The 21,280-nt window shown below is 60.6% G+C and carries 18 protein-coding genes and 2 pseudogenes; 10 read left to right on the forward strand and 10 right to left on the reverse strand.

Annotated elements, in window-relative coordinates; all coding sequences use genetic code 11:
- Positions 1–242: 242 nt before the first annotated feature.
- Positions 243–1,334 (forward strand): AI-2E family transporter, encoded by a 1,092-nt coding sequence (locus QMG25_RS11500; protein ID WP_283460369.1) that lies wholly within the window; start codon positions 243–245, stop codon positions 1,332–1,334.
- A 159-nt stretch (positions 1,335–1,493) separates the two neighbouring features.
- Here QMG25_RS11500 and hutU read toward each other — a convergent pair whose 3' ends face one another.
- A complete protein-coding gene (gene hutU, locus QMG25_RS11505) occupies positions 1,494–3,173 on the reverse strand; it encodes a urocanate hydratase (RefSeq protein WP_283460371.1) in 1,680 nt (559 codons plus the stop codon).
- A 275-nt stretch (positions 3,174–3,448) separates the two neighbouring features.
- Entirely contained in the window at positions 3,449–4,789 is a 1,341-nt protein-coding gene (gene nhaA, locus QMG25_RS11510) for a Na+/H+ antiporter NhaA (RefSeq protein WP_283460373.1), read from the reverse strand.
- 419 nt (positions 4,790–5,208) lie between these two features.
- Between nhaA and QMG25_RS11515 the strand changes: the two genes are divergently transcribed.
- The 4 genes from QMG25_RS11515 to QMG25_RS11530 all read left to right on the forward strand — a co-directional run bounded on the left by QMG25_RS11515 (position 5,209) and on the right by QMG25_RS11530 (position 9,954).
- Positions 5,209–6,960, forward strand: a complete 1,752-nt coding sequence (locus tag QMG25_RS11515) for a hypothetical protein (protein ID WP_283460375.1) — start codon at positions 5,209–5,211, stop codon at positions 6,958–6,960.
- A gap of 128 nt (positions 6,961–7,088) precedes the next feature.
- Positions 7,089–7,679 (forward strand): YdcF family protein, encoded by a 591-nt coding sequence (locus QMG25_RS11520; protein ID WP_283460377.1) that lies wholly within the window; start codon positions 7,089–7,091, stop codon positions 7,677–7,679.
- Between the two features lie 101 nt (positions 7,680–7,780).
- Entirely contained in the window at positions 7,781–8,923 is a 1,143-nt protein-coding gene (wecB, locus tag QMG25_RS11525; RefSeq protein ID WP_283460379.1) for a non-hydrolyzing UDP-N-acetylglucosamine 2-epimerase, read from the forward strand.
- Positions 8,924–9,255: 332 nt separating this feature from the next.
- The gene (locus QMG25_RS11530; RefSeq protein ID WP_283460381.1) at positions 9,256–9,954 is read left to right on the forward strand and encodes a phosphocholine cytidylyltransferase family protein; all 699 of its coding nucleotides are present in this window, start codon (positions 9,256–9,258) and stop codon (positions 9,952–9,954) included.
- Between the two features lie 591 nt (positions 9,955–10,545).
- On the opposite strand, the pseudogene QMG25_RS11535 reads toward QMG25_RS11530, so the two are convergent.
- From QMG25_RS11535 to istA, 3 genes and pseudogenes are all read right to left on the reverse strand, one after another.
- Positions 10,546–11,596: pseudogene (locus QMG25_RS11535) on the reverse strand (IS110 family transposase).
- 191 nt (positions 11,597–11,787) lie between these two features.
- On the reverse strand, positions 11,788–12,567 hold the full coding sequence (istB, locus tag QMG25_RS11540) for an IS21-like element helper ATPase IstB (RefSeq protein WP_283460383.1): 780 nt from the start codon (positions 12,565–12,567) through the stop codon (positions 11,788–11,790).
- Positions 12,564–14,087, reverse strand: a complete 1,524-nt coding sequence (gene istA, locus QMG25_RS11545; protein WP_283460385.1) for an IS21 family transposase — start codon at positions 14,085–14,087, stop codon at positions 12,564–12,566. Before istA ends, istB begins: the two co-directional genes overlap by 4 nt.
- Before the next feature lie 369 nt (positions 14,088–14,456).
- Between istA and QMG25_RS11550 the strand changes: the two genes are divergently transcribed.
- Positions 14,457–15,326: a GT-D fold domain-containing glycosyltransferase gene (locus QMG25_RS11550; RefSeq protein WP_283460387.1), complete on the forward strand. Its 870-nt coding sequence runs from the start codon at positions 14,457–14,459 to the stop codon at positions 15,324–15,326.
- A 316-nt stretch (positions 15,327–15,642) separates the two neighbouring features.
- Positions 15,643–15,891, forward strand: coding sequence for a hypothetical protein (locus QMG25_RS11555; RefSeq protein ID WP_283460388.1), 249 nt, complete (start codon positions 15,643–15,645; stop codon positions 15,889–15,891).
- Positions 15,892–16,127: 236 nt separating this feature from the next.
- On the opposite strand, the gene QMG25_RS11560 is transcribed toward QMG25_RS11555, so the two are convergent.
- Complete coding sequence (locus QMG25_RS11560; protein ID WP_283460389.1) at positions 16,128–16,445, reverse strand: transposase; 318 nt, start codon at positions 16,443–16,445, stop codon at positions 16,128–16,130.
- 86 nt (positions 16,446–16,531) lie between these two features.
- Positions 16,532–16,774: pseudogene (locus tag QMG25_RS11565) on the reverse strand (ATP-binding protein); the annotation flags it as partial.
- Between the two features lie 635 nt (positions 16,775–17,409).
- Between QMG25_RS11565 and QMG25_RS20530 the strand changes: the two are divergent.
- From QMG25_RS20530 to QMG25_RS11580, 3 genes are read left to right on the forward strand one after another with little or no spacing between them, the layout of a single operon-like run.
- Positions 17,410–18,168 carry a tyrosine-type recombinase/integrase gene (locus QMG25_RS20530; RefSeq protein WP_502866391.1) on the forward strand — a complete coding sequence of 253 codons (759 nt, stop codon included), beginning with the start codon at positions 17,410–17,412 and terminating at the stop codon, positions 18,166–18,168.
- Positions 18,165–19,097: a tyrosine-type recombinase/integrase gene (locus QMG25_RS11575; RefSeq protein ID WP_283460391.1), complete on the forward strand. Its 933-nt coding sequence runs from the start codon at positions 18,165–18,167 to the stop codon at positions 19,095–19,097. Before QMG25_RS20530 ends, QMG25_RS11575 begins: the two co-directional genes overlap by 4 nt.
- Positions 19,094–19,909: a tyrosine-type recombinase/integrase gene (locus tag QMG25_RS11580; protein ID WP_283460392.1), complete on the forward strand. Its 816-nt coding sequence runs from the start codon at positions 19,094–19,096 to the stop codon at positions 19,907–19,909. The genes QMG25_RS11575 and QMG25_RS11580 overlap by 4 nt, the downstream gene beginning before the upstream one ends.
- A 175-nt stretch (positions 19,910–20,084) precedes the next feature.
- Here the strand turns inward: QMG25_RS11580 and QMG25_RS11585 are convergent, their stop codons facing one another.
- Genes QMG25_RS11585 through QMG25_RS11595 form a run of 3 tightly spaced genes read right to left on the reverse strand, consistent with a single transcriptional unit; the run spans position 20,085 to position 21,013 of the window.
- Positions 20,085–20,516, reverse strand: a complete 432-nt coding sequence (locus tag QMG25_RS11585) for an ATP-binding protein (protein ID WP_349307130.1) — start codon at positions 20,514–20,516, stop codon at positions 20,085–20,087.
- A 12-nt stretch (positions 20,517–20,528) separates the two neighbouring features.
- Positions 20,529–20,684 carry a hypothetical protein gene (locus tag QMG25_RS11590; protein WP_283460393.1) on the reverse strand — a complete coding sequence of 52 codons (156 nt, stop codon included), beginning with the start codon at positions 20,682–20,684 and terminating at the stop codon, positions 20,529–20,531.
- Positions 20,681–21,013: a hypothetical protein gene (locus QMG25_RS11595; RefSeq protein ID WP_283460394.1), complete on the reverse strand. Its 333-nt coding sequence runs from the start codon at positions 21,011–21,013 to the stop codon at positions 20,681–20,683. The genes QMG25_RS11590 and QMG25_RS11595 overlap by 4 nt, the downstream gene beginning before the upstream one ends.
- Positions 21,014–21,280 lie beyond the last annotated feature (267 nt).

Below are 21,280 nucleotides of genomic sequence, written 5' to 3' on the forward strand. Positions count from 1 at the left end.
ATATCTAGTATAAAGCCTTATGTTCGTCGGGGCATCAGAACGGCGCCAGCTCCGACCTGGGAAACCAGGGTCGCATCTTTGTCGCGTCGGGACGTCCGTGGCCCTGGGCGTCAGGGCCGTGCAGCAGAACATGTGGCGCAAGACAACCAAAAAGAGCGTCGCAACAAGCCACCGGGCGTTTAGGGTGGAATCCTGCATAACCATGTCCAGCAATATGCCATTTTTGAAGAAATTGAGGCACCATGCCCGGCAACCAGCACCAAACTCCGGCCATTCAGCGCTCGGGTGCGGACGGCCTGATCGCACGCACCGGTGAGAGAGCACGCTACCTGCTGTTCATTATCGTCCTGGCTGGCCTGGTCATTTATGGAATGCTCCAGGTCACCATCGTGGTCATCCCGATCCTCTTGGCGCTGATCCTTGCCTCAGCGATATCGCCTTTCGTCAGCTGGCTGCGCCGCCACCACTGGCCCGCCGCCCTCGCCACGGCCACCGCCTTCGTCGTGCTCATCGCCGTCTTCGGCGCCATCGTCACCGCGATCGTCAGCGCAACACGTGCCCAATGGGACTCACTGGCCACTCAGGCAACCCAGCGCATCGATGAGTTGTACACCCAGCTCAAAGGCAGTCCCCTTCCCATTGATGAATCCGCCTTGGACCAGGTGCGCACCTGGGCCCAAGACCTGCTCTCTACCCAGGCGGCGGGGAACACCGCCCTCGCAGGACTGAGCGTGTTTTCTGAAGTGGTCACCGGATTCGTACTCATGGCCGTCATACTGTTCTTTTTCCTCAAGGACGGCCGGTCCATCTGGGCCTTCTGCATCCAACGGATGCAGGGCACCAAGAGGGCCAAGACACGGCTCATGGGAATCCGTGCCATCGAGGTTCTGGGCGGGTATGTGCGCGGTACTTCCATCATCGCCGCCGTCGATGCGGTGTTGATCGGCGCGACCCTGTTGATCCTGCAGGTTCCCTTGGCCTTGCCGCTGGCTGTGCTGATCTTTGTGGGTGCCTTCATTCCCATCGTCGGCGCCACTGCCACTGGTATCTTGGCGGCGCTGGTGGCGCTGGTGAGCAATGGGCTGGTGGATGCGCTGATCGTGGGTGTGGTGATCGTTGTGGTCAATCAGCTTGAGGGCAACTTTCTGCAGCCGGTGGTCATGGGCAGAACCCTGTCGATCCATCCTCTAGTGATTTTGCTTGCTCTGACCGTCGGCACCGTGCTGGGCGGAATCTTGGGCGCGATCTTGGCGGTCCCGCTCGCCGCGGTGGGATGGGCAATCATCCAGGTATGGGTTCCGGCGAGCCCTTCGAGGCCCGGAAAACCGGACTGAGGACTCCGGAAGAAGTGGCCATATGGAACGCCTGAAGAACTCCACAAAGCGCTCCGCAGTGGATGTCGGTGCTGCAATGGCTTTCGCCCAACCCTGCATCCGGTGTGGGCCGGATATCGACACGCTCGGTTGCTCGCGGCACGCTGGATCATCCCGCGGCTATTGCTCCTGCATCGGGATCCGCACACCGCGCTCGACGGCGACGTCCACCGCGCGCTGGTAGCCGGCGTCCGCGTGGCGGATTACCCCGGTGCCGGGGTCGTTGGTGAGTATTCGTTGAAGTTTCTCGGCGGCCAGCGGCGTGCCGTCGGCCACGGACACCTGGCCGGCGTGGATGGAGCGGCCAATGCCCACGCCACCGCCGTGGTGGATGGACACCCAGGTGGCGCCGGAGGCCGTGTTGAGCATGGCGTTCAGCAGCGGCCAGTCGGCGATGGCGTCGGAGCCATCCTTCATGGCTTCGGTCTCCCTATAGGGCGAAGCCACCGATCCCGAGTCCAGGTGGTCGCGGCCAATCACTATGGGTGCCTTCACGCGGCCGTCGGCCACGAGCTGGTTGAACATGACGCCGGCCTTCGCACGGTCGCCGTAGCCCAGCCAGCAGATCCTGGCCGGCAGCCCCTCAAATTCCACGTGTTCGGCGGCCGCGTTGAGCCAGCGGTGCAGGTGTGCGTCTTCGGGGAATAGTTCCTTCAACGCCTCATCCGTCACGCGAATGTCCTCCGGATCCCCGGAGAGGGCCACCCAGCGGAACGGTCCCATGCCCTCGCAGAACAGCGGGCGGATGTAGGCCGGGACAAAGCCGGGGAACTCGAAGGCACGGTTGTAGCCGCCCTTGCGTGCCTCGTCGCGGATGGAGTTGCCATAGTCAAAGACTTCCGCACCGGCATCTTGGAATTCCACCATGGCCTGGACTTGGCGGGCCATGGCGTTCTGCGACTTCTTGGTAAACCCGTCCGGGTCCTGCTGCGCTTCCACAGACCACTCCTCCACCGAGTACTCGGTGGGTAGATAGGAGAGCGGGTCATGGGCACTGGTCTGGTCGGTGACAATGTCCACCGTGAATTCACCGGCCTGGTGGCGGCGTAAAATCTCCGGGAACAGCTCGGCCGCATTGCCGACGACGCCGACGCTCAGCGCCCGCTTCCCGGCCTTGGCTTCCAGCACACGGGCCAAGGCCGTGTCGAGATCGGGGGCCAGCTCGTCAAGGTAGCGCTTGCCCACGCGGCGCTGCAGGCGCTCTTCGGATACGTCCACAATCAAACAGGCCCCGCCGTTGAGGGTGACGGCCAAAGGCTGGGCACCGCCCATGCCGCCGCAGCCGCCGGTCAAGGTCAGCGTTCCGGACAGGGTGCCGCCGAAGCGCTTGGCGGCAATGGCTGCGAAAGTCTCAAAGGTGCCCTGCAGGATGCCTTGGGTGCCAATGTAGATCCAGGAGCCGGCAGTCATTTGCCCGTACATCATCAGGCCCTCGGCCTCGAGCTTGCGGAATTCGGGCCACGTGGCCCAGTCCCCCACCAAGTTTGAGTTGGCCAGCAGCACGCGCGGAGCCCAGACGTTGGTGCGGAACACCCCGACGGGCTTGCCGGACTGCACGAGGAGGGTTTCGTCGTCGTCCAGGGTTTTCAGCGTGGCAACAATGGCGTCGTAGGCCTCCCATGAGCGAGCAGCGCGGCCGGTTCCGCCGTAGACCACTAGATCCTCGGGCCGCTCGGCAACCTCTGGATCAAGATTGTTCATGAGCATCCGCAAGGGCGCCTCGGTCTGCCACGACTTGGCGGACAGCTGGGTGCCCCGAGCTGCGCGGACGGTGCGGGTAGCGTCGTGCATCGTGGCCATAATGAATTCCTTAACTGCTATGTCAGTGCGGGCCGGCGGCTTCCGGCCAAGGTTCCTCTGCCTCCATCCAACCCCCCGGCAGCGGCGCCCAGCTAGAGGCATGGCCGCCGCCCTGTCTGGGATTCAAGACGGTGGGATTCAAGGCCGTCCGTTCCAAGGCAAGAGAACGCACACCGGGAAGGCACGACGCTTGGAATTCAAGCCGCAGCCCAGCCCTGGAGCTTAAGCACAACGGGCCCCTCCCGGATGGGAAGGGCCCGTTGCAGGGGTGAACGCTAGTTGCGGTCCGTCTCGTACACGTCCGGGATGCCGTCGTGGTTGTCATCGACGGATTCTGCCAGCTGCACGGTCTTGTAGTAGCGGTTGCGGGACGTCAACACGGCGGCCGCCAGCAGCGCCGCCAAAACTGACGCGGCGAGGATGCCGATCTTGGCGTGGTCGTCGTGGGGGCTGCCCTGGCCGAAACTCAACTCGGCGACGAGCAGTGACACAGTAAAGCCGATCCCGGCCAGCAGCGAAACACCAAACAGGTCAATCCATTTGATTGAACTGTCCAGAGAGGCCTTGGTGGTTTTGTTCATGAGCCACGTGGTGCCCATGATCCCTATCGGCTTGCCCAGCACCAAGGCAATTACAACGCCAATGGCCACCGGGTCCGTTACGGCTGAGACCAGTCCGTCCCAACCGCCAATCGCCACGCCTGCGGAGAAGAACGCGAACAGCGGCACGGCGATGCCGGCCGAGATGGGGCGGAAGCGGTGCTCGAAGATTTCCGAGAGGCCGGGGCCGCTTTCGGGTCCGCCGCTGGCCTTCGAGCGGATCACCGGGATGGCAAATCCAAGGAGCACGCCGGCCACTGTCGCATGGATGCCGGATGCGTGCACCAACGCCCAGGTGGCAATGCCCAGGGGAAGCAGGATCACCCAGGCCGCCCAGACCTTGGTTCCGAAGAAGCGGCGATATTTTTGCGCAAGAAGTGTGTAGAGAGCCAGTGGGATGAGGGCGAACAACAGCGGCACAAGCTGGATCTCGTCGGTGTAGAAGATGGCGATGATGCTGATGGCCAGCAGGTCGTCGACCACTGCCAGGGTCAGCAGGAAGATGCGCAGGGCGCTGGGCAGGTGTGAGCCGATGATGGCCAACACCGCCACGGCGAAGGCAATGTCGGTTGCTGTGGGGATGGCCCAGCCTCGCAGTGTGTCCGGGCTGGTCAGGTTGATGACGGCATAGATGATTGCCGGGATCGCCACTCCGCCCACGGCTGCCGAGACGGGCACAATGGACTTGCTGAACTGGCGCAGATCCCCGGCGACGAACTCGCGTTTGAGTTCCAAGCCCACCAGAAAGAAGAAGACGGCCAGCAGGCCGTCCGCCGCCCACGTGCCCAGGCTGAGGTCAAGATGCCAGGGCTCATACCCGATCTTGAAATCGCGCAAGGCGAAGTAGCTTTCCGACACCGGCGAGTTGGCCCAAATGATGGCGATGATGGCTGCCGCGACCAGCAGCATGCCGCCCACGGTTTCCTTCCGCAGGATCTCCCCGATCCGCAGGAACTCGGAATAGCTGCCACGGCCGTAGGAGGTGCGGGGTGTTGACTTCGAAGATTCGTTCTTCATACAGGATTCCTTTAAGGGGTCGACGACGTTGCGCCGACCAGACTTCCCGGCTCACCTTCAACAACATTACTGCCCACCGGGCCGCCACCTCAACTGCGTTTGCCGCATTTCAGGCTCGGAAAGGGCCGCATCCTTGGCGTGGGGCGGCGGAGAGAAAACCGGCGGTCCGCGCAATGTTACGCCCGACCGCCTGGCAGTTGAGTGGGCGGGCGCCCCGGCTCCCCCATACACATTGCCGTGTTCGACGGCGGCTGGCCCGTCCGCCCCTGTCGCTGCTGCGGGCAGCTGGCACCGGGTCACCCGGACAGCCGGCGTGGCCCTGCAGGGGGCGGTGTGCAGTCGTCCGGGCATCCCGTTAGACTCATTGCGGATCAATGTACGCATGATCCGGACCGTTTCCCTGCCTTTCTGGAGCCTTAATGACACCGTCCCGCAGCAATTCCCAATCTTCCGATGCGCCCACCCACTCGGGGCAGGCCCGTCGCTTGAAGCGGGGACCGCAGCGGCAGACGCGTCGTAAGCGGACCATGGCAGCGGCAGTGTCGGGCACCGTCGTCGGCCTGGCTGCGGTGGCGGTGGTGTTTGCAGGCATGCCATTGCTTGACAACTTGACGGGCAGCTCCGGCAAGGAAGCCTTTCAACCGCCCATCGTCATCAGCACCCCGGCGACCCCTGAGAAGTTCCCTGCCTTCGAACGGCCGGATTACGTCCAGCCGGCCGTTCCGGCGTCGGCCACGGAAGCAGTGAAGGCAACAACCATCAAGGTCGGTGCCGAAACATCGGGCTTCGCCATGCCTGAGGGCCTCGCCGGGCTCTCGATGGACACCGACCACTTGGTGGACATGCACTTGGACCCGGCCCAATCGAACTTTGTCGACATCCTGAAGATGTCCGGCAACCCCGTCATCCGCTTCGGAGCCCAGGCCGTGGACCGCAGGTTCTTCTGGACGTCCACGGACGAGCCCATCCCGGATTGGGAAGTTGTGCCGGCCTACGCCAATGACAACCGCGAGGTTGTCAAAATTACTCCGGCGGTCTTGACCAACCTGAAGCATCTGCTGGATCAGGGCAACGCCCGGGTCCTGATGGCCGTGGATATGGGCCACTACGACCCAAACCGTGCTGCAGACTTCGCAAAGTATGCCCATGAGATCCTCGGCGACCGCATGGTCGGCATCAGTCTTGGCAATGAGCCCAACGGCTACAACCGGGTTGAATACAAGTATCTGGCCCTGCGTCCGGCCGAATACACCTTTGACGATTGGGCAGTGGAAGTCCGTGCGTACTCCGCTGCGATCGCCGAAGCGGCACCGGGGGTCAAGGTTGTCGGTCCCCAGGCGTACAGCGAAGTCTGGTGGAAGGGTTACGCCGCCTTGGACCTGCCCAACCAAGGCGCACTGACCTTCCACAACTATCCGCTGTCCACGTGTGACGCTCCGGCAGATTCAGAGCAGGCGCAGACCATCCCCAATGCCCTCTCGCGCCAGCTGAGCGACTACAGCTCCGACTACGCTGCGGCAGCGGTGGAGGCTGCAGCCGGCCACGACATTCCCGTCTGGAACTCCGAAACCAACATTTCCACCTGCTTTGGCCACAACGAGGTGCTCAAGACCCATGCCTCCGCCATGTGGACCATCAACTTCGCGATGCGTTCGGCCATGGTGGGAGTGACCCAGCTGAACTTCCACGGCGGTCTCGAAGCGTGCAAGGGCGGCGCTCCGGGTTCTCCCCTGTGCGACAGCGGCGCATATCGCAAGCCCAACGGCGAGCTGACCATGCGCCCCCAGTATTACGGGATCATGATGGTCAACAAGCTGGGCGCCGGGGATTTCCTGCGCTCCGAGGTGGACGGCAACGAGAACATCTATACCTACCCTGTCCAGCATGCAGACGGCACCATGGGTGTGATGGTGGTCAACCAGAATGACCCGGCCAAGCAGGCCCCGGTCCAGGTCACCTTGACGCTGCCACAGCAGGCGGCCACGGGCACCATGACCCAGCTGGCCGGCCCGGAACTCGCTGCCGAGGACCAAACCCGAATCGACGGCATGGAGTCTTCAGGCATGGCGCTGGACGAACAGGCCAAAATACCCGGTTTCAAGGCCGGCGAGCAAACGCTGAAGCTCGACCTTAACTCCGGCACCACCACCATCTTGAACTTCACGTTCTAGCCGCGTAGATGCACTCCAGGAATTCCCAGGAACAAGTGAAAGAACGACGGCGGCAACCCCGCGGGGATTCGCATCTTCCGGCCCAAGCCGATCAGGGAACGCGTGGGTTGCGCGCTTATGCTGGCCGGATGCCAGCCTTCAAGAGACCTCGCAAAAAAACCGTCATCATTGCGGGCACGGTCTTGGCGGCGCTCTTCCTGGGCTGGCTCTTGACGGCCTACCAACTGTTTTACAACGTCCATACGCAGCCGCCCCAGCGCGTCGATGCCGTAGTGATGCTCGGTGGTGCCAGCAAAGAACGAATGCTCGATGCCATGATGCTGCGCTCCGATCTCGACGCGCAGTTTTTGGTGCTCTCCAACACCCACACCGCCGGCAACGCCAGTGCCGACGAATATTGCGATACCCACAGCAACAAGAACATTTACCCTGACATAGTTTGCTTTGACCCCAGCCCCATGAATACCCGGGGTGAAGCCACGGATCTGGGCAGGCTGGCAGCCGAATACGGCTGGAGGGACATTGCCGTGGTCACCTCGACCTACCACATTGAGCGAGCAGGATTGTTGATGCAGCAATGCGTCGACGCCGATGTCACGATGGTGGCCACCACTCCCCAATTCACCGCCTGGCAGTGGTTCCGCCGTTTCGTCATCGAAACGGGTGGGCTCATTGATGTCCACCTCAACAAGCAGTGCGCGCCACCGCCCACGCCATAGCGACTGCCTAAGATTGTTAGTGACCTCACCACAACACCTTCGGGATGCAGCCAGTGGACTAGACTCGAGGCGGTTCAATTCACTTTTACACTGGGGGAAGTATGCCCGTCATCATGCCGATCTACGGCACGCGTCCAGAGGCCATCAAAATGGCACCGATCGTTGCTGCACTGAACGACTCGAAGGACTTCGAGTGCGTGGTGACGGTGACAGGGCAGCACCGGGAGATGCTGGACCAAGTCAACGAGTTGTTCGGAATCACCCCCGACCACGATCTTAAGATTCTCCGTCCAGGGCAAACGCTGAATAGAATATTGACGCGTACCATCAAGCGACTCGACGCAGTCTTCGCCAAAAACATGCCGGACGCCGTGGTGGTCCAAGGCGACACCACCACCTCCACTGCCGCCGCCATTGCCGCGTTCTACCGGGGTATCCCGGTGGTCCACGCCGAGGCCGGGCTGCGCAGCCACAACCTCTTCTCCCCTTTTCCTGAGGAAGCCAATCGCAAGATCACCACCCAGGTGGCAAGCCTTCACTTGGCCCCCACCAGCACAAGCAAGGCGAATCTGCTGGCTGAAGGGGTCAAGGACGCGGATATCGTGGTCACCGGCAATACCGTCATCGACGCCCTGCTGACCACAGTGGGCAAGAACGTCCCCTTCACCGACCCGGCGCTCGAGGAACTGGCGGCAAGCGGAAAGAAGGTCCTGCTGGTCACCACCCACCGCCGGGAAAACCAAGGTGACGCAATGCGCGGAGTTGGCCGCGCCTTGGCACGTATCGCCAAGGCGGAACCGGGCCTGGTCATCGTGCTGCCAATCCACAAGAACCCCGTGGTTCGCGACGCGGTGCTGCCTGCTCTCAAGGGACTCACAAACGTCATGGTCACCGAGCCACTCGCATACGGCGAATTCACGCGCATGCTCTCGCTGGCACACATCGTGCTGACCGACTCGGGCGGCGTTCAGGAGGAGGCCCCGAGCCTCGGCAAGCCCGTGCTCGTCATGCGCGAAAACACAGAACGGCCAGAGGCCCTGGTGGCCGGCACTGTGAAGCTGATCGGCACCGATGAAGAACGCATCGTCTCCGAGGTGAGCAACCTGCTGACCGACGCGGCCAGCTTTGAGGCCATGGCAACGGCGGTCAACCCCTATGGCGATGGTAGGGCCGCTGCCCGCACGGTTGCTGCCATCGCCCAACTTTTGGGCACCGGAAGCCGCATCAGCGACTTCACCCAATAAAGCTCGGTATAACGTGCCACAGCCTCACAACTAAGGTCTGCGAGGTTCCACAGAGGAGTGGATAGGTCCGGCTACCGGGTGGCAGTCGGCTTGGTTTATCTTCCGGTCTGGCGTTTTGTGCTGATGCGCCGACCAGGTCATCGCTAGCCGCGTTCGGCCTTCAAGGCCACCTTCGCTGGAGTCAGCCAAACCTGGATTCTTCTGTTCCTGCAACGTTCAGCTAAAATACATACTGGGGGATCTTTGGCATACTGGCCAAGGACCGCAGACGCACCATCTCAATCTTGATACCGATTCCCCACCACTACATCTAGGGGAAGACGGACTCCAATATGACTGTTCACGCTGTAATTCTTGCCGCCGGAATGGGAACGCGCCTTGCTAGGCCACACCCGAAACCGATGACCGAACTCAATGACGGCCGCACTATCATGCACCAACAGCTGAGCAACCTGAAATCCACGTTTGGCAAGAAGCTGAGGCTAAATGTCGTGGTCGGGTTCAAAATGGAACAGATCATGGAACACGTCCCTGACGCCTCGTTTATCTACAACGAAAACTTTGATCAAACCAACACATCAAAAAGTCTTCTGAAAGCCCTCAAGAACTCACCCAAAGGTGGAGTTCTGTGGCTGAACGGGGACGTTGTCTTCGATCCACAGATCCTAGAAAACCTGCGCCAGCATATCAAGGCGCAACAGTCCTTCATCACCGTCGACGTCTCATCCGTCTCTGATGAGGAAGTGAAGTACACCGTTAATGACGACGGGTTCATCGACCAGCTGTCCAAACGAGTGCCCCAGAACGTTGCCCTTGGCGAGGCAGTCGGAATCAACTACGTGTCCAAGAAAGATAAAAAGAAGCTCATCCAGCGCTTAGAACAGGTGGACGAGCAGGACTACTTTGAAGGCGGCATCGAGCTGACAATCACGGACGACGGCGTGCAGTGGCTTCCTGTCGACATCAGCAAGTTCTATGCAGTTGAGATCGACTTCCCCGAAGACCTCGTACGAGCCAACGCAAGCATCTAATCAATCGGCCCGGATTCACTGCAGCAGTCCGTTTTTCGCTGGGTTTAATGATTCCTTCTGGAGCGAGCCAGTGGCATCCCTTCCGGATACAGCGTCCATTTGAACGGCATCCGCAAGCGGTCAATCGTGGAGACGCCCATTGCCTGCAGCTGCACTTTCACGATTGTGGTGCAGCGAATGCGTGTGCTGCCGAAGTAGCCGGTTCCGCGGGGGCCTCCTTGGGGGCCCGTGCACCCCTTGACCGCGGCCCGATATTTCGCGCATGGGTGGCCCGCTAAATCCAAGATGCGGCACAATACTCACCGCGTCATTGTCGTGCGTTCGCAGCCGCATTTTCCCCTGTTAGTCGTGGCGGCCAACCGCAGGCCCGAACCTTGCGCAGCTGTCGCCAAGAATTCACCCGGGACCAATCGTTTCAGGAACTCCCATTTTCCTTCTTAGAAGCCCATATGGAGGTGCAGGTGTTCCTGCTCGTGATTTCCATGCTACTAGCCATCGTCTGGACTTAGACCATCTCTCCAGTGCACAAAAACATCGGGGCATTCACCAGAAGCTTCGCGAGTACTAAAAGCGAACCCTTTATGGTTCATGTCAAGAGAATAGTTGTTGCAGCTGCCGAACTAGGTTCCGTGCCAGATAGCGTTTGAGGACGAGTTTGATTTCCCTGTAACTGAGTCCTTCAGCTGTGCGGAGCTCCACGTAGTCCTTGGGCGTGTCATCGAAGCGCATGCGGGCTTCGATGATCACGCCCAATGCCATGTTGAGTTGCCGGTCGCCGTGGCTGTTGAGCCGGTGCCTGGTGGTGTTTCCCCGAGGAGCCTGCAGGGGTGACGCTCCGGCAAGGAATACGAAGGCGACTTCAGTGCGGATCCTGCCATGTTGGAAGTAAGCAGGGAGGATGATTCCGACGGTCACCGGCCCAAGTCCGGGCTGGGTTTGGAGGCCGAGTGCCAGCTGTTCGCCGAGTTCGGCAAGATGCACCTTGATCTGCTTCACCCGGACGGCGGCGGTGAGGATGCCATTGGCCAGGTCTATTTCTTCCTCACGGGCGACCTGCTGCTCAACACTATCGGTGGCGCGAGCATGCCAAGCACTGATCTCTATGGTTTGTTTGTCAGTCAGTGCCTTGCGGGTGTCCTGGCCAGGTCACCTGGCGCACCAATGCGGTGAGCGCATTGCGGTTTGCAGTGCATTACTCTTCAACCCTGCGCCTGCCAGCCAGCAACACGCTCAGCGCCGTTCGTGCCCCGTCGGCCCGGGGGTGAATCAGCCGGTCCAGGCCTCTGTACTCAGGATGCCCGCCGCGGCAGCGATGGCGTCGATAGCATCATTCTTTCCGACCCCGGCGCGAGCTGCCTTAGGCGGCAGCTTGGCCTCAACCACCGAGATACCTTCGGCGATCAGGACCCGCGTCAAGGATGCCCCGTAGGACGAGGTCTCTTCCACTGCAGTGAGGATCCCCAGGTGGTGTTGCAGCTGGGATCCATGCGATGCACGCTTCATGCCGGCGGCGCTGACGGGGGAAGGCTTCGCAGCCGGTGAAGGCCTGGTTGTGCTGCTGAGGATGGCGTAGGTGTGAGTGAGTGCGTGCGTGCCAGTCAACACCGATGACGTAAGCGTATTTTTCTGCGACTATGGTCATGACGGTGCTCCTCCATTCCAAGGCGTTGACAACCGTTCGGTCGGCAGCGGCCTGGAATGTCAAGGGCCATGAGCTTCTGCCCACCAGCGGCCAGGTTATCTGCCCGCTGGTGGCCATTAAAAATGCCCGGATATGGCCATGAGATCTGCCCGCAAATATAGATTTGTGGTTGGCCATACTGATCCGGTGTTTTAGCTCAGTTGTGTCACCCCTTTCCCGGCTAGGGCCTGGGTCAGCCTGACGGAGTCGCCACTGGTTTGGCAGACATGGGCATGATGCAGCAGCCGGTCCACGGTCGCCGTCGCCAGGGTCTTTGGCATGAGCTCGTCGAAGCCGGCCGGGTGCAGGTTGGAGGAGATCGCGATGGAGCGTTTCTCATAGGCGGCATCCACGACCCGGTAGAGTCCCTCGGCGGCATCGGTTCCCACGGCAAGGAGCCCGATGTCATCGATCACGACCAGATCGGCTCGCAGCACCCGGTTGACGGCTTTGGTGACGCTGTCGTCGGTGCGGTGGGCGCGGATGAGCTGTCCTAGGTCCTCGAGACGGAACCAGGCCACGCGCAGGCCTTCCTCCACGGCCTGCTGGCCCAGGGCCTCGAGGAAGAAGGTTTTCCCGGTGCCGGAGGGCCCACAGACGACAAGGTTTTCCCCGCGGCGGATCCATTCCAGGGTTCGCAGGGCTTGCTGGGTTGGCGTCGGGATTGAGGAAGCATCCGGGTCCCAGACATCGAAGGTTTTCCCGGTTGGGAACCCGGCGGCCTTGCGACGGGTGGCGAGCATTGAGGCGGCCCGGCCCCGGATTTCCTCGGTGAAGAGGGCCTTGATGACCTCGACTGGTTCCCAGCGCTGGGCACGGGCGGTCGCGACGAGTTCCGGTGCCAGGGCCCGAGCGTGGGGCATCTTCAAAGACCGCATCATTGCTTCCACGTCATCGGGCAGGGCTGCGGCGGTGGTGTTGATCGGATTCACGGCTTTACCTCGTTACTGGTGGTGGCGGTGGTGATTGCGGCCCAGGCGCTGGTGCCCTGGGTCAGGGACGTGTCTTCGCTGGCGGCGTGGGTGGTGGCGGAGGCCCTGCCTGCTTGCAAGATCGAGGACAGGTCCCCGTGCGCGAAGCGGCCATGGATCGCCGCGGTACCCAGCGCCCGGTCAACCTCAATGACGCCGGCGATCTTCGCCAGCGACACGGCCTCAGCCATCTTCTGGTTCATCCGTGCAGTGCCGATGGCGGCGGCTTCCTTCAACCAAGCCGCGGCGCCGCCGCCGATGGCCAGGAACTCCGCCTCGGCCCCGGTACGGGCCCGCGGCGTGTAATCCCCGGGGATCTTCTCCACATAGCCGGGGAAATGCTCATCGTTGATCGCCGGACTTCCCGGCCGTGCCCTGCCGTGGCGGGCGACCTCTACCGGGCCTGCCGGCCCGTGGTGAACAATGACGACCTTCTCATCCGGGCCAGTGCCATGGGAACGGACAAAAACCCTTTGCCCCAACAGGTGGGATGGGACGGAGTACATGGCGTTGTTGAACGTGACCATGGGCGTGTTCGGCGGCACCGTACGGGCCAAGCCAAAGGAGACCGTGTGGGCGTCATCCGGAACCCGATGCAGGCGCAGGACCTCCTCGGCGAGCATCGCCACAGGTTTGCGCTTGGTTGCCCGGTGTTCACGGGTGTTAATGTGGGTCATGAACTCCTCACACGCGGCCTCCACCTCGGCGAAGGAGGCGTACTCGGCGCGCAGGTTCGTGTCCCTGGGCACGATGTCAGCCTTGGCGACCTTCACCGCGTTCTCCACCCCGCCCTTGGAAGCGGGATCCGCCGGCTGGCACGTCAACACCGTCACCCCGTAGTAGCGGGCAAAATCCACGGTTTGCAGGTTCCGCACCGGCACCCCGGCCACATGGGAGACCGTCACCGTCTTTTCGTTATCCGTGAGGACATAAGTGGGTGCCCCGCCAGCGATGCGGAAAGACCTATCCAGGGCCGCGAACACGGACGGCGCCGTCCGGTCCCGCAAAGCGATGACAATCCGGAACCGTGACCAGGCCAGCCAGGCAACGAACAACACCGTCTTCACACCGTCAATGTAAGGGCCGTCTCCGAAATCATATTGTAGCCAGCCGCCAGGCTGGGTTACCCACGGTCGGTGCACGCGCACCCGCCCGAGCTTCCACGCCGCCTTGACCTGGGCCACTGCGCGGCGGGTGGAACGCTCCGAGCCCGCATAGCCCATGCCCACCAGCTTCTGGTGGGTAACATCGGCCCGGATCCGACCCCGTGTCCTTTCCACGAGCTCCTCGATCTTGGGCAGGTACTCATCGGTGATCTTGTCCCGGGCCACCGGCTCCGCCAAGGGCCGCCCGGCATCGCGGGCGGCGACGTGCTTGGCCACGGTGTGGTGCGAACAGCCCGCGAGAACAGCGGCGGCGCGAAACGACTGCGTGTGATCATACGCTTCAAGAATTTCCATGATTTCTCCGTCAGACTTCATATAGAGCCTCTTCCTGGATTGGTTTGGTGCGATTAGACACCGACATCAAACCCCAGGAAGGGGCTCCCGCCGTTAACAACACGGCGATGCTAGAAAATAAGAGTGGGCAGATCTCATGGCCACCAATGGGCATTTCTGCTGGCCATCAGTGGGCAGTTTCGTGGCCGCCTATGGGCAGTTTGCCATGGCCGCTAACACTGGAATGGCGTCCTGCTCAGGCAACTCTCTAGCGAGGCACGGACCAATGGTTCGGCCAACCTTTAATCGAGCCACGCAAGGGTCCAGGCTGATGCTGACTGGTCGAACCGGCTGCTCAGGCTAGTGTTGCTTGTGGTTGGACAGGCCAGCCATCGGGAGAAAGCCATTGCAATGATGAAGCCAACACTAGAGAACGATTTGCTAGAACGCATCGCTGCGGCCCTCAGTGAACAGAATGAACTTTCCATGAAGCTCCTCTGGGAAGCGCAAACCAACAGGCGCACTCAGGAAGTGTTGAGGCTAGCTGCTACGTCGCCCATCCTCGATGACGTGCAAAGGTTTGCTAGGCAGCACCAGCTCGGCTTTATTGAGACGATTAAATCGATTCGTAACAATAAGCTCAGCTTTACCCGTTTTGGGGACGGGGAGATGCGAATCATGCTCCGGCCCGAGTACAAGCTTGCATTTCAAAAAAATTCTCCCGCGTTAGCTGCCGCGCTTGAGGACGTAATTAGCACCACGGCAGAGAAATTGCTCATTGGATTCCCTCACGTTTACAGAGATGTGCACTGGTCAGGGGTATGGGCTGATGTGTGGGGCCAAATGAAACCCCTCATTGCAGGGCATGCTGAGATGGGCAACGCTCACGTGACAAGACCAATTTTCTTCCAGTTGACTGGTCAGGAAGGCGTGAGAGCTTGGCGTTCGGTATGGGAAGGACTATCCATTAAGGTAGTGGCTGGGAAAGACTCCCGCTTCGAGGCCACCCCTGAACTTTTCAATTCCGCAGCCAGGATCACTTTCGAATACTCCTTACCAACCGAAGCTTTCTCGGACATTCCTCGGCTCATGGATATTCTGTCAAACGACGACTCTGATCTGATTCTGATTTCCTTGGGCCCAGCGGGAACTGTGCTCACTGCCAAGCTCGCTGCTATCGGCAAACGGGCTATCGACATCGGACATATAAGCGACAGCTACAAGAATGTCTTTTCGAATGGTGCCTGGCCTGAGAGCAAACCAACCACTGTTGCCAGTTGATGCCAAGGGCCAGCATAAGAATCAACGCGCACTTGATGACGGACGTGACCACACCAGTGTTGGCGCGTGATTTAACCAACGACCGCTCGAGTGGCGAATCGGCGCAGAAGTAGTCGGCGGTGTCATACCCTCGAAGCAACAAGTTGGTTGATTAGAGGAGTTGTTGGTGGGGCGTAGGCGATTGTCGTTTTCGGATCGGGCAGATATTGCGGTGGGGATACTCGCTGGCTGGACTGATCGGCAGATCGGGGCTGGTATTGGCCTTGATTACACGATTATTTGGCGGTAGCGTGGACGTAACTCGACGAGGACCCGCGTGTATCGTCCGGTGAGTGCGGACTGTGCTGCTGAGCGGGAACGCAAGCGTCCGCAGGCCCGGAAAATCGACACCAATCCGGTCATTGCTGCACGTGTGAAGGCAAATCTGGCTAGGTCAAGGACGTCGCGGCAGATCGCCGGCCGTTTGCATTTGGAGGCGACGGACACCAGCGTTGAGACCATTACGAAATCGCCCGACGCCGAAGGCCGCACCGTCTCCCACGAGGCCATCTACCGGTGGATCTAGGCCCTGCCCAAGGGGAAGCTGGCCAAGTCCTTCGATCCTGCTGCAATCCAAGCGTGTGAAGCGTAAATCAGTGAAGCCGTTGGGTGAGCGCACCGGTGGGAGGATCATCGTCGATGATCAGCATCGATGCCCGTCCCGAGGCGGCAGCAGATCGCCCTGTTCTTGGCTCGTGGGAAGGGGATTCGGTTGTCGACAAGGGCGGTAAGAGTGCTCTCTGCGGCTCGTGGTGAATTCCACTATTGCAATGGAAAGTTCACCGCTGTTGGGGCGGCGCTTCTTAGCATATTGCGGTTCGTGTAGTTGGTGCTATTGACGAAGCCTCTGCCGGTGCGTTTGATGTGTTTGATGCTGGTGTTGTTGGCCTCAACTTTGCCCGTGGTGGCGCCGGTGACGATGAGAACTTCAATCTCTTTCCACCATCGGCAAATGGTCCGGTAGAGCCTGGTCGTCTCGGGCTGGTTGGATTCCTTCACGAGAAATTCAAGGTGTTCCTTAGCGAGTTCGGCATCTTCCAGCGAGCTGGTACGCAGCAGTGTTCGCACGTGTTCTTTCACGTTGTGTTTCGTCAACTTTATGTCGGCCGTTTCGGCGCTAAGATTCCTGCCATGTGTGCTTGGTTTCCGGCCGTTTGAGCGGTTGCTTATTTCATGAGGGCATGCTTGACCCTGTAGGACTCGCCGCGGAACTGTAGGAGTCGTCCGTGATGGACGATTCTATCGATGACGGCGGCCGCCATGTTGTCATCGCCGAATACGGTTCCCCAGCGGGAGAACTCGAGGTTAGTGGTGCTGATCAGGCTGCGTTTCTCGTAGCCGTCGGCGATGACTTGGAAGAGGAGCCTGGCTCCCTCTGTGTCGATCGGGAGGTAGCCTAGCTCATCGATCTATGCGGATGTCCGCATAGATCGATCTATGCCGAGCTGGCAACTATGCCGAGGTGCCGCGAACGTTGGCGGCAGAAAGGGCCCTGCTACTTGGCTCCGGAGAAGAATCGGCTGTTGCCATATCGGCATAGTTACGGTGGGAGGACGCTGGTCATGGAGGCAACGGTGCTTCCCTGAAGGAGGCGAAATCTCATGTCTGGTCCGAAGAGAAATGATTGTCAGCTGGGTGCCCAGGTTGAGGGGTATCGCGCATGGTTGGTGGGGCGGGGTTATACGCCGGGTACGATCCGGAACATGCTCAAGGACATCGGGCGGATTGGTCGATGGCTTTGTGCTGAAGGACTGATGGTCGAGGAGTTGAACGAGCACGTCCTGGGCACTTATTTATCCGCACGGAAAGGGGCGGGGACCCGGAGAGTCCCTGGCCCCGGGCTTTGGTACCTCTGCTGGAATTTTTGCGGTGCTCCGGTGTTGTCCCCGAGGCCGCCCCAGTGGCGACGGGACTGGGCAAGCTGATGGATGAATATCGTTCCTGGATGTTCCTGGAGCGTGGCCTCGCCCCAACGACGGTGCTCCGTTATGAGAACACGGCACGAAGATTCTTGGATGAACAGTGCCAGGGCAAGGGAGTTTTCATGCCGTCGGCTTTGACGGGGGCGGATATCAACGAGTTCTTGCTACGGGAGTGCAGCAGGGTGTCGGCCGGCTCGGCGAAGGGCCGTGTGGCCGAGCTGAGGGCGGTTTTGCGTTTTTTGTATCTGCAGGGAATCACTGAGCTGAGTTTGGGATCGGCTGTGCCCCCGGTGGGTGGCTGGCGGTTGGCGACACTGCCACCTCCATCTGTCTCGCCTACTGACGTGCAGTTGTTGCTTGACAGTTTTGACCGTGGCACGCTGCTGGGTGCTCGGAATTTCGCGATTTCGTTGCTGGTGGCCCGTCTGGGGCTTCGATCAATCGAGGTCGCACGGTTGGAGCTGTGTGACGTGGATTGGCGAGCAGGCGAGCTCGTGGTTCGTGGCAAAGCCCGCCGGCGGGACCGGATGCCGCTTCCTGCCGAAGTCGGTGAAGCCCTGGTGGCATATCTGTCGTGTGGCCGGCAGCCGGCTAATGCCACCCATGTCTTCTTGACTTGCCGTGCTCCTCGGGGACCAATTCGTGCCGAGCTGGTTGGGGACGTCATTGAACGCGCCTGCAAACGCGCAGGCCTACCAAAGTTTGGCCCACACCGGCTCAGGCATGCCTTGGCTGGTGAGATGCTCAAACATGGTGCCGGCCTTATCGCTATCGGCCAGGTTCTTCGTCACCAAGATCTGGCCACCACCGCTCTTTATGCCAAGGTCGATTTTGACTCGCTGCGTCAAGTGGCCCAGCCTTGGCCGGGGACAGTGCGATGAGCGAACTGGAAAAGGATTTGGAAAACTATCTGCGGCTGCGCCATTCGCTCGGGCACAAACTCGCGGAAAGCCACTGGCTGTTGCCAGACTTTGTACTGTTCCTGGATACCTGCGGATGCGCGACAATCACCATACAAGCGGCGTTGGAATGGTCGCAACAATCTTCGACTGCTGTTCCTTCGAGCATGGGCCCGAGGCGAATGACCGCGGCACGCGGATTCGCCCGCTATCTCGCAGGGATCTATCCCGACACCGAAGTCCCGCCATTGGGGCTGATGCCTCACCGACAGCGATGGCGTCTGCCCTTCATCTATTCCGCCGCCGATATCGAAGCGTTGATGAGCCAAGCCCGCAACTCGATCGCCCAACCCTTGAGGGCAGCAACGTATGAGACCCTGATCGGTTTGTTGGCGGCAACGGGACTGCGCATTGGCGAGGCCATCAAACTCGATCGCTCCGACGTGGACTGGAACGAGAAGCTGCTACTGATCCGGGAGTCCAAATTCGGAAAATCCCGGATGGCGCCTCTACAGGAGAGCACCACGAAGGCTTTGAAAGGTTATGCCGCCATGCGCGATGAGCTGCAACCTTCACCGTTCGATGCCAGCTTCTTCGTGTCGCTGACCCGCAAACGCCTCTGCTACCAGGTCGTGTCGCAGACGTTCCGTCATCTGGTGACGGCTACCGGTATCGGGGCAGATGCACCATCCGCTCCGAGACTTCATGACCTAGGACACCGGTTCGCTATTGAAACCCTTCTCAGTTGGTACGGAAGCGAAGAGGACGTGCAGGCTAAGATTCCAGCACTCTCGACGTACCTTGGCCACCGCGAACCGGCTTCCACCTACTGGTATCTTTCCGCCGCACCGGAACTACTAGCCTTGGCGGCCGAACGCCAAGACGCGCACTGGATTAAGGCACACTCATGACGCTCATAGCCCCGACCCTGCAACTGTTTTTCACTGACCGCCTGATCCAACAGCGCCAGGCCAGTCCTCGCACCATCGCCGCCTACCGGGACGCCCTGAAGCTTCTCTTGGAGTTCGTGCACGAACAGACCAAAAAATTGCCAGCTCAACTTGATTGGGAGGATCTGGACTCGACCATGATCTCCCGATTCCTGAACTATCTGGAGAACCAACGGCAGAATAGCGCGAGAACGCGCAATGTCCGCCTCACCGCGATCCGTTCCTTCTATTCCTACGCATCACTGCGCCATCCCGAACATGCGCTCCCGATCCAGCGAGTGCTGGCGATCCCACCCAAACGGTTCGAAAAGCGCATCGTCACCTTTCTCACCGCACCGGAAGTTGACGCGATGATCGACGCCCCAGACCAGTCCAAGTGGGAAGGCCGCCGGGACAAGGTTCTCATGCTCCTGGCTATTCAAACCGGGCTGCGTGTTTCCGAGATCACCGGACTGAACTGTAGCGACATCAGCCTGGGTCCCGGCGCCAACGTAAGGTGTGAAGGCAAGGGACGTAAGCAACGCGCGGTTCCACTCAACAACATCGTCGAGGCAATGCTGAGGGTCTGGCTGAAAGAACGAGCCGGCCAACCCCAAGAACCGCTCTTCCCCACCCGCAACGGACGCCGTCTCAGCCGCGATGCCGTCGAACTGCGCGCCACCACCCATGCCAAGACTGCCGCACAGCAATGCCCCTCGCTGGCAGGAAAGGCGATTCATCCTCACGTCTTTCGCCATTACCTGTGCCATGTCCCTGCTCCAAGCCGGCGTTGATACCTCAGTGATCGCACTGTGGCTTGGCCACGCTGGAGTTCGATCCACAGACGCCTACATCCATGCGGACCTCGCTATCAAGGAAAAGGCACTCGCTCTAGTGACTCCTACAGCAGCGACTCCAGGACGATACCGACCAACCGACAAGACGCTGGCGTTCCTCGAGAGCCTGTAACTATGCCGATATGGCAACAGCCGATTCTTCTCCGGAGCCAAGTAGCAGGGCCCTTTCTGCCGCCAACGTTCGCGGCACCTCGGCATAGTTGCCAGCTCGGCATAGGTCAATGACCAGGAGCTGGTTTTTCGCTATGGACGTCAGTTCTTTATCGAGTCGGCCCTCGTCTTTGGCGCGGCGTAGCGCCATCACTAGGCACGAGGTGGTGAAGATCCTCGCTTGGATTCCTTGCTGGCAGGCTGCGGCGACCAGGGCGGCGGCCATGTGGGTTTTGCCGGTGCCGACATCCCCGTAGGGCACCAGGTCTTGGGCATGGTTGATGAACTCCAGCGAGGCCAGGGCTTCACGTCTGTAGTCCTGGGGAAATTTCACGCTGGAGTAGTCAAAACCTGTCCGGGATTTCAGTGCCGGCAGCCTCGCGGATTTCAGCAGCCGGGCCCGGCGTTATTCCAACCCGGATTCGTGCTCGGCCCGGAACACTTCGTGTAGGTATTCTCGTTGTTTGGGGCTGCCTTTGCCCGCCCATTCGGCCAACACAGAACTGGTCAAAGAGGTTAGTCGCCCCGCATCGATGACGTCTTGAACGGTGGTTGTGCTCATGCTATTTCTCCTGTGCTGGTGTTCAGGGTGGTGAAGGTGTCATAGACGCTCAAATCCACGTTCACTGCTGCTGGTTCGGTGCCATCGGCCAGTCGGCGGGCCACCATCCCCAAAGCTGCCATGTCTGGGGCATCTCCACGCTGGATCAGGGTATCGGCGGCCATCATCGCGGCCTCGAAGCCCGCTGATCCTGCCGCGGCGTCCACCGCGTTCAGTAGCCGGCGCCGATCCGTCGCGGTGGCCCGGTCCAGCCAGTCACGGACCGGGTCGGTGACCAAGGCCCACAGAGGGGAATGGGACCATGCCCCGGGCTTCAGGGCACTGGTCATAGCGATTTAATGGGTTTGTGGTTGGGGCTGGTTTTTGATGTTGTATTTGATGGTTAGGTTGGTGCCGGGGTAGCGGGTTTTGGTGTTGGTGAGGTGTTGGCAGAGTTCGGCGAGGGCTGTGGTTTTGGCTGGGGTGGGTACAGGGCCTCTGCAAAGTCGTTTAGCTGATATTTAGGCCGGCGAGTTTGAGGGCGCGGTGTGGGTAGTTGCGGGCTCCGCGGGTGGCTTTGGCAAGGTTCGTTTCGCCTTCCAGACGCAGAATCGTGA

The sequence above is a fragment of the Arthrobacter sp. H35-D1 genome (assembly GCF_030063185.1).
GTDB lineage: Bacteria > Actinomycetota > Actinomycetes > Actinomycetales > Micrococcaceae > Specibacter.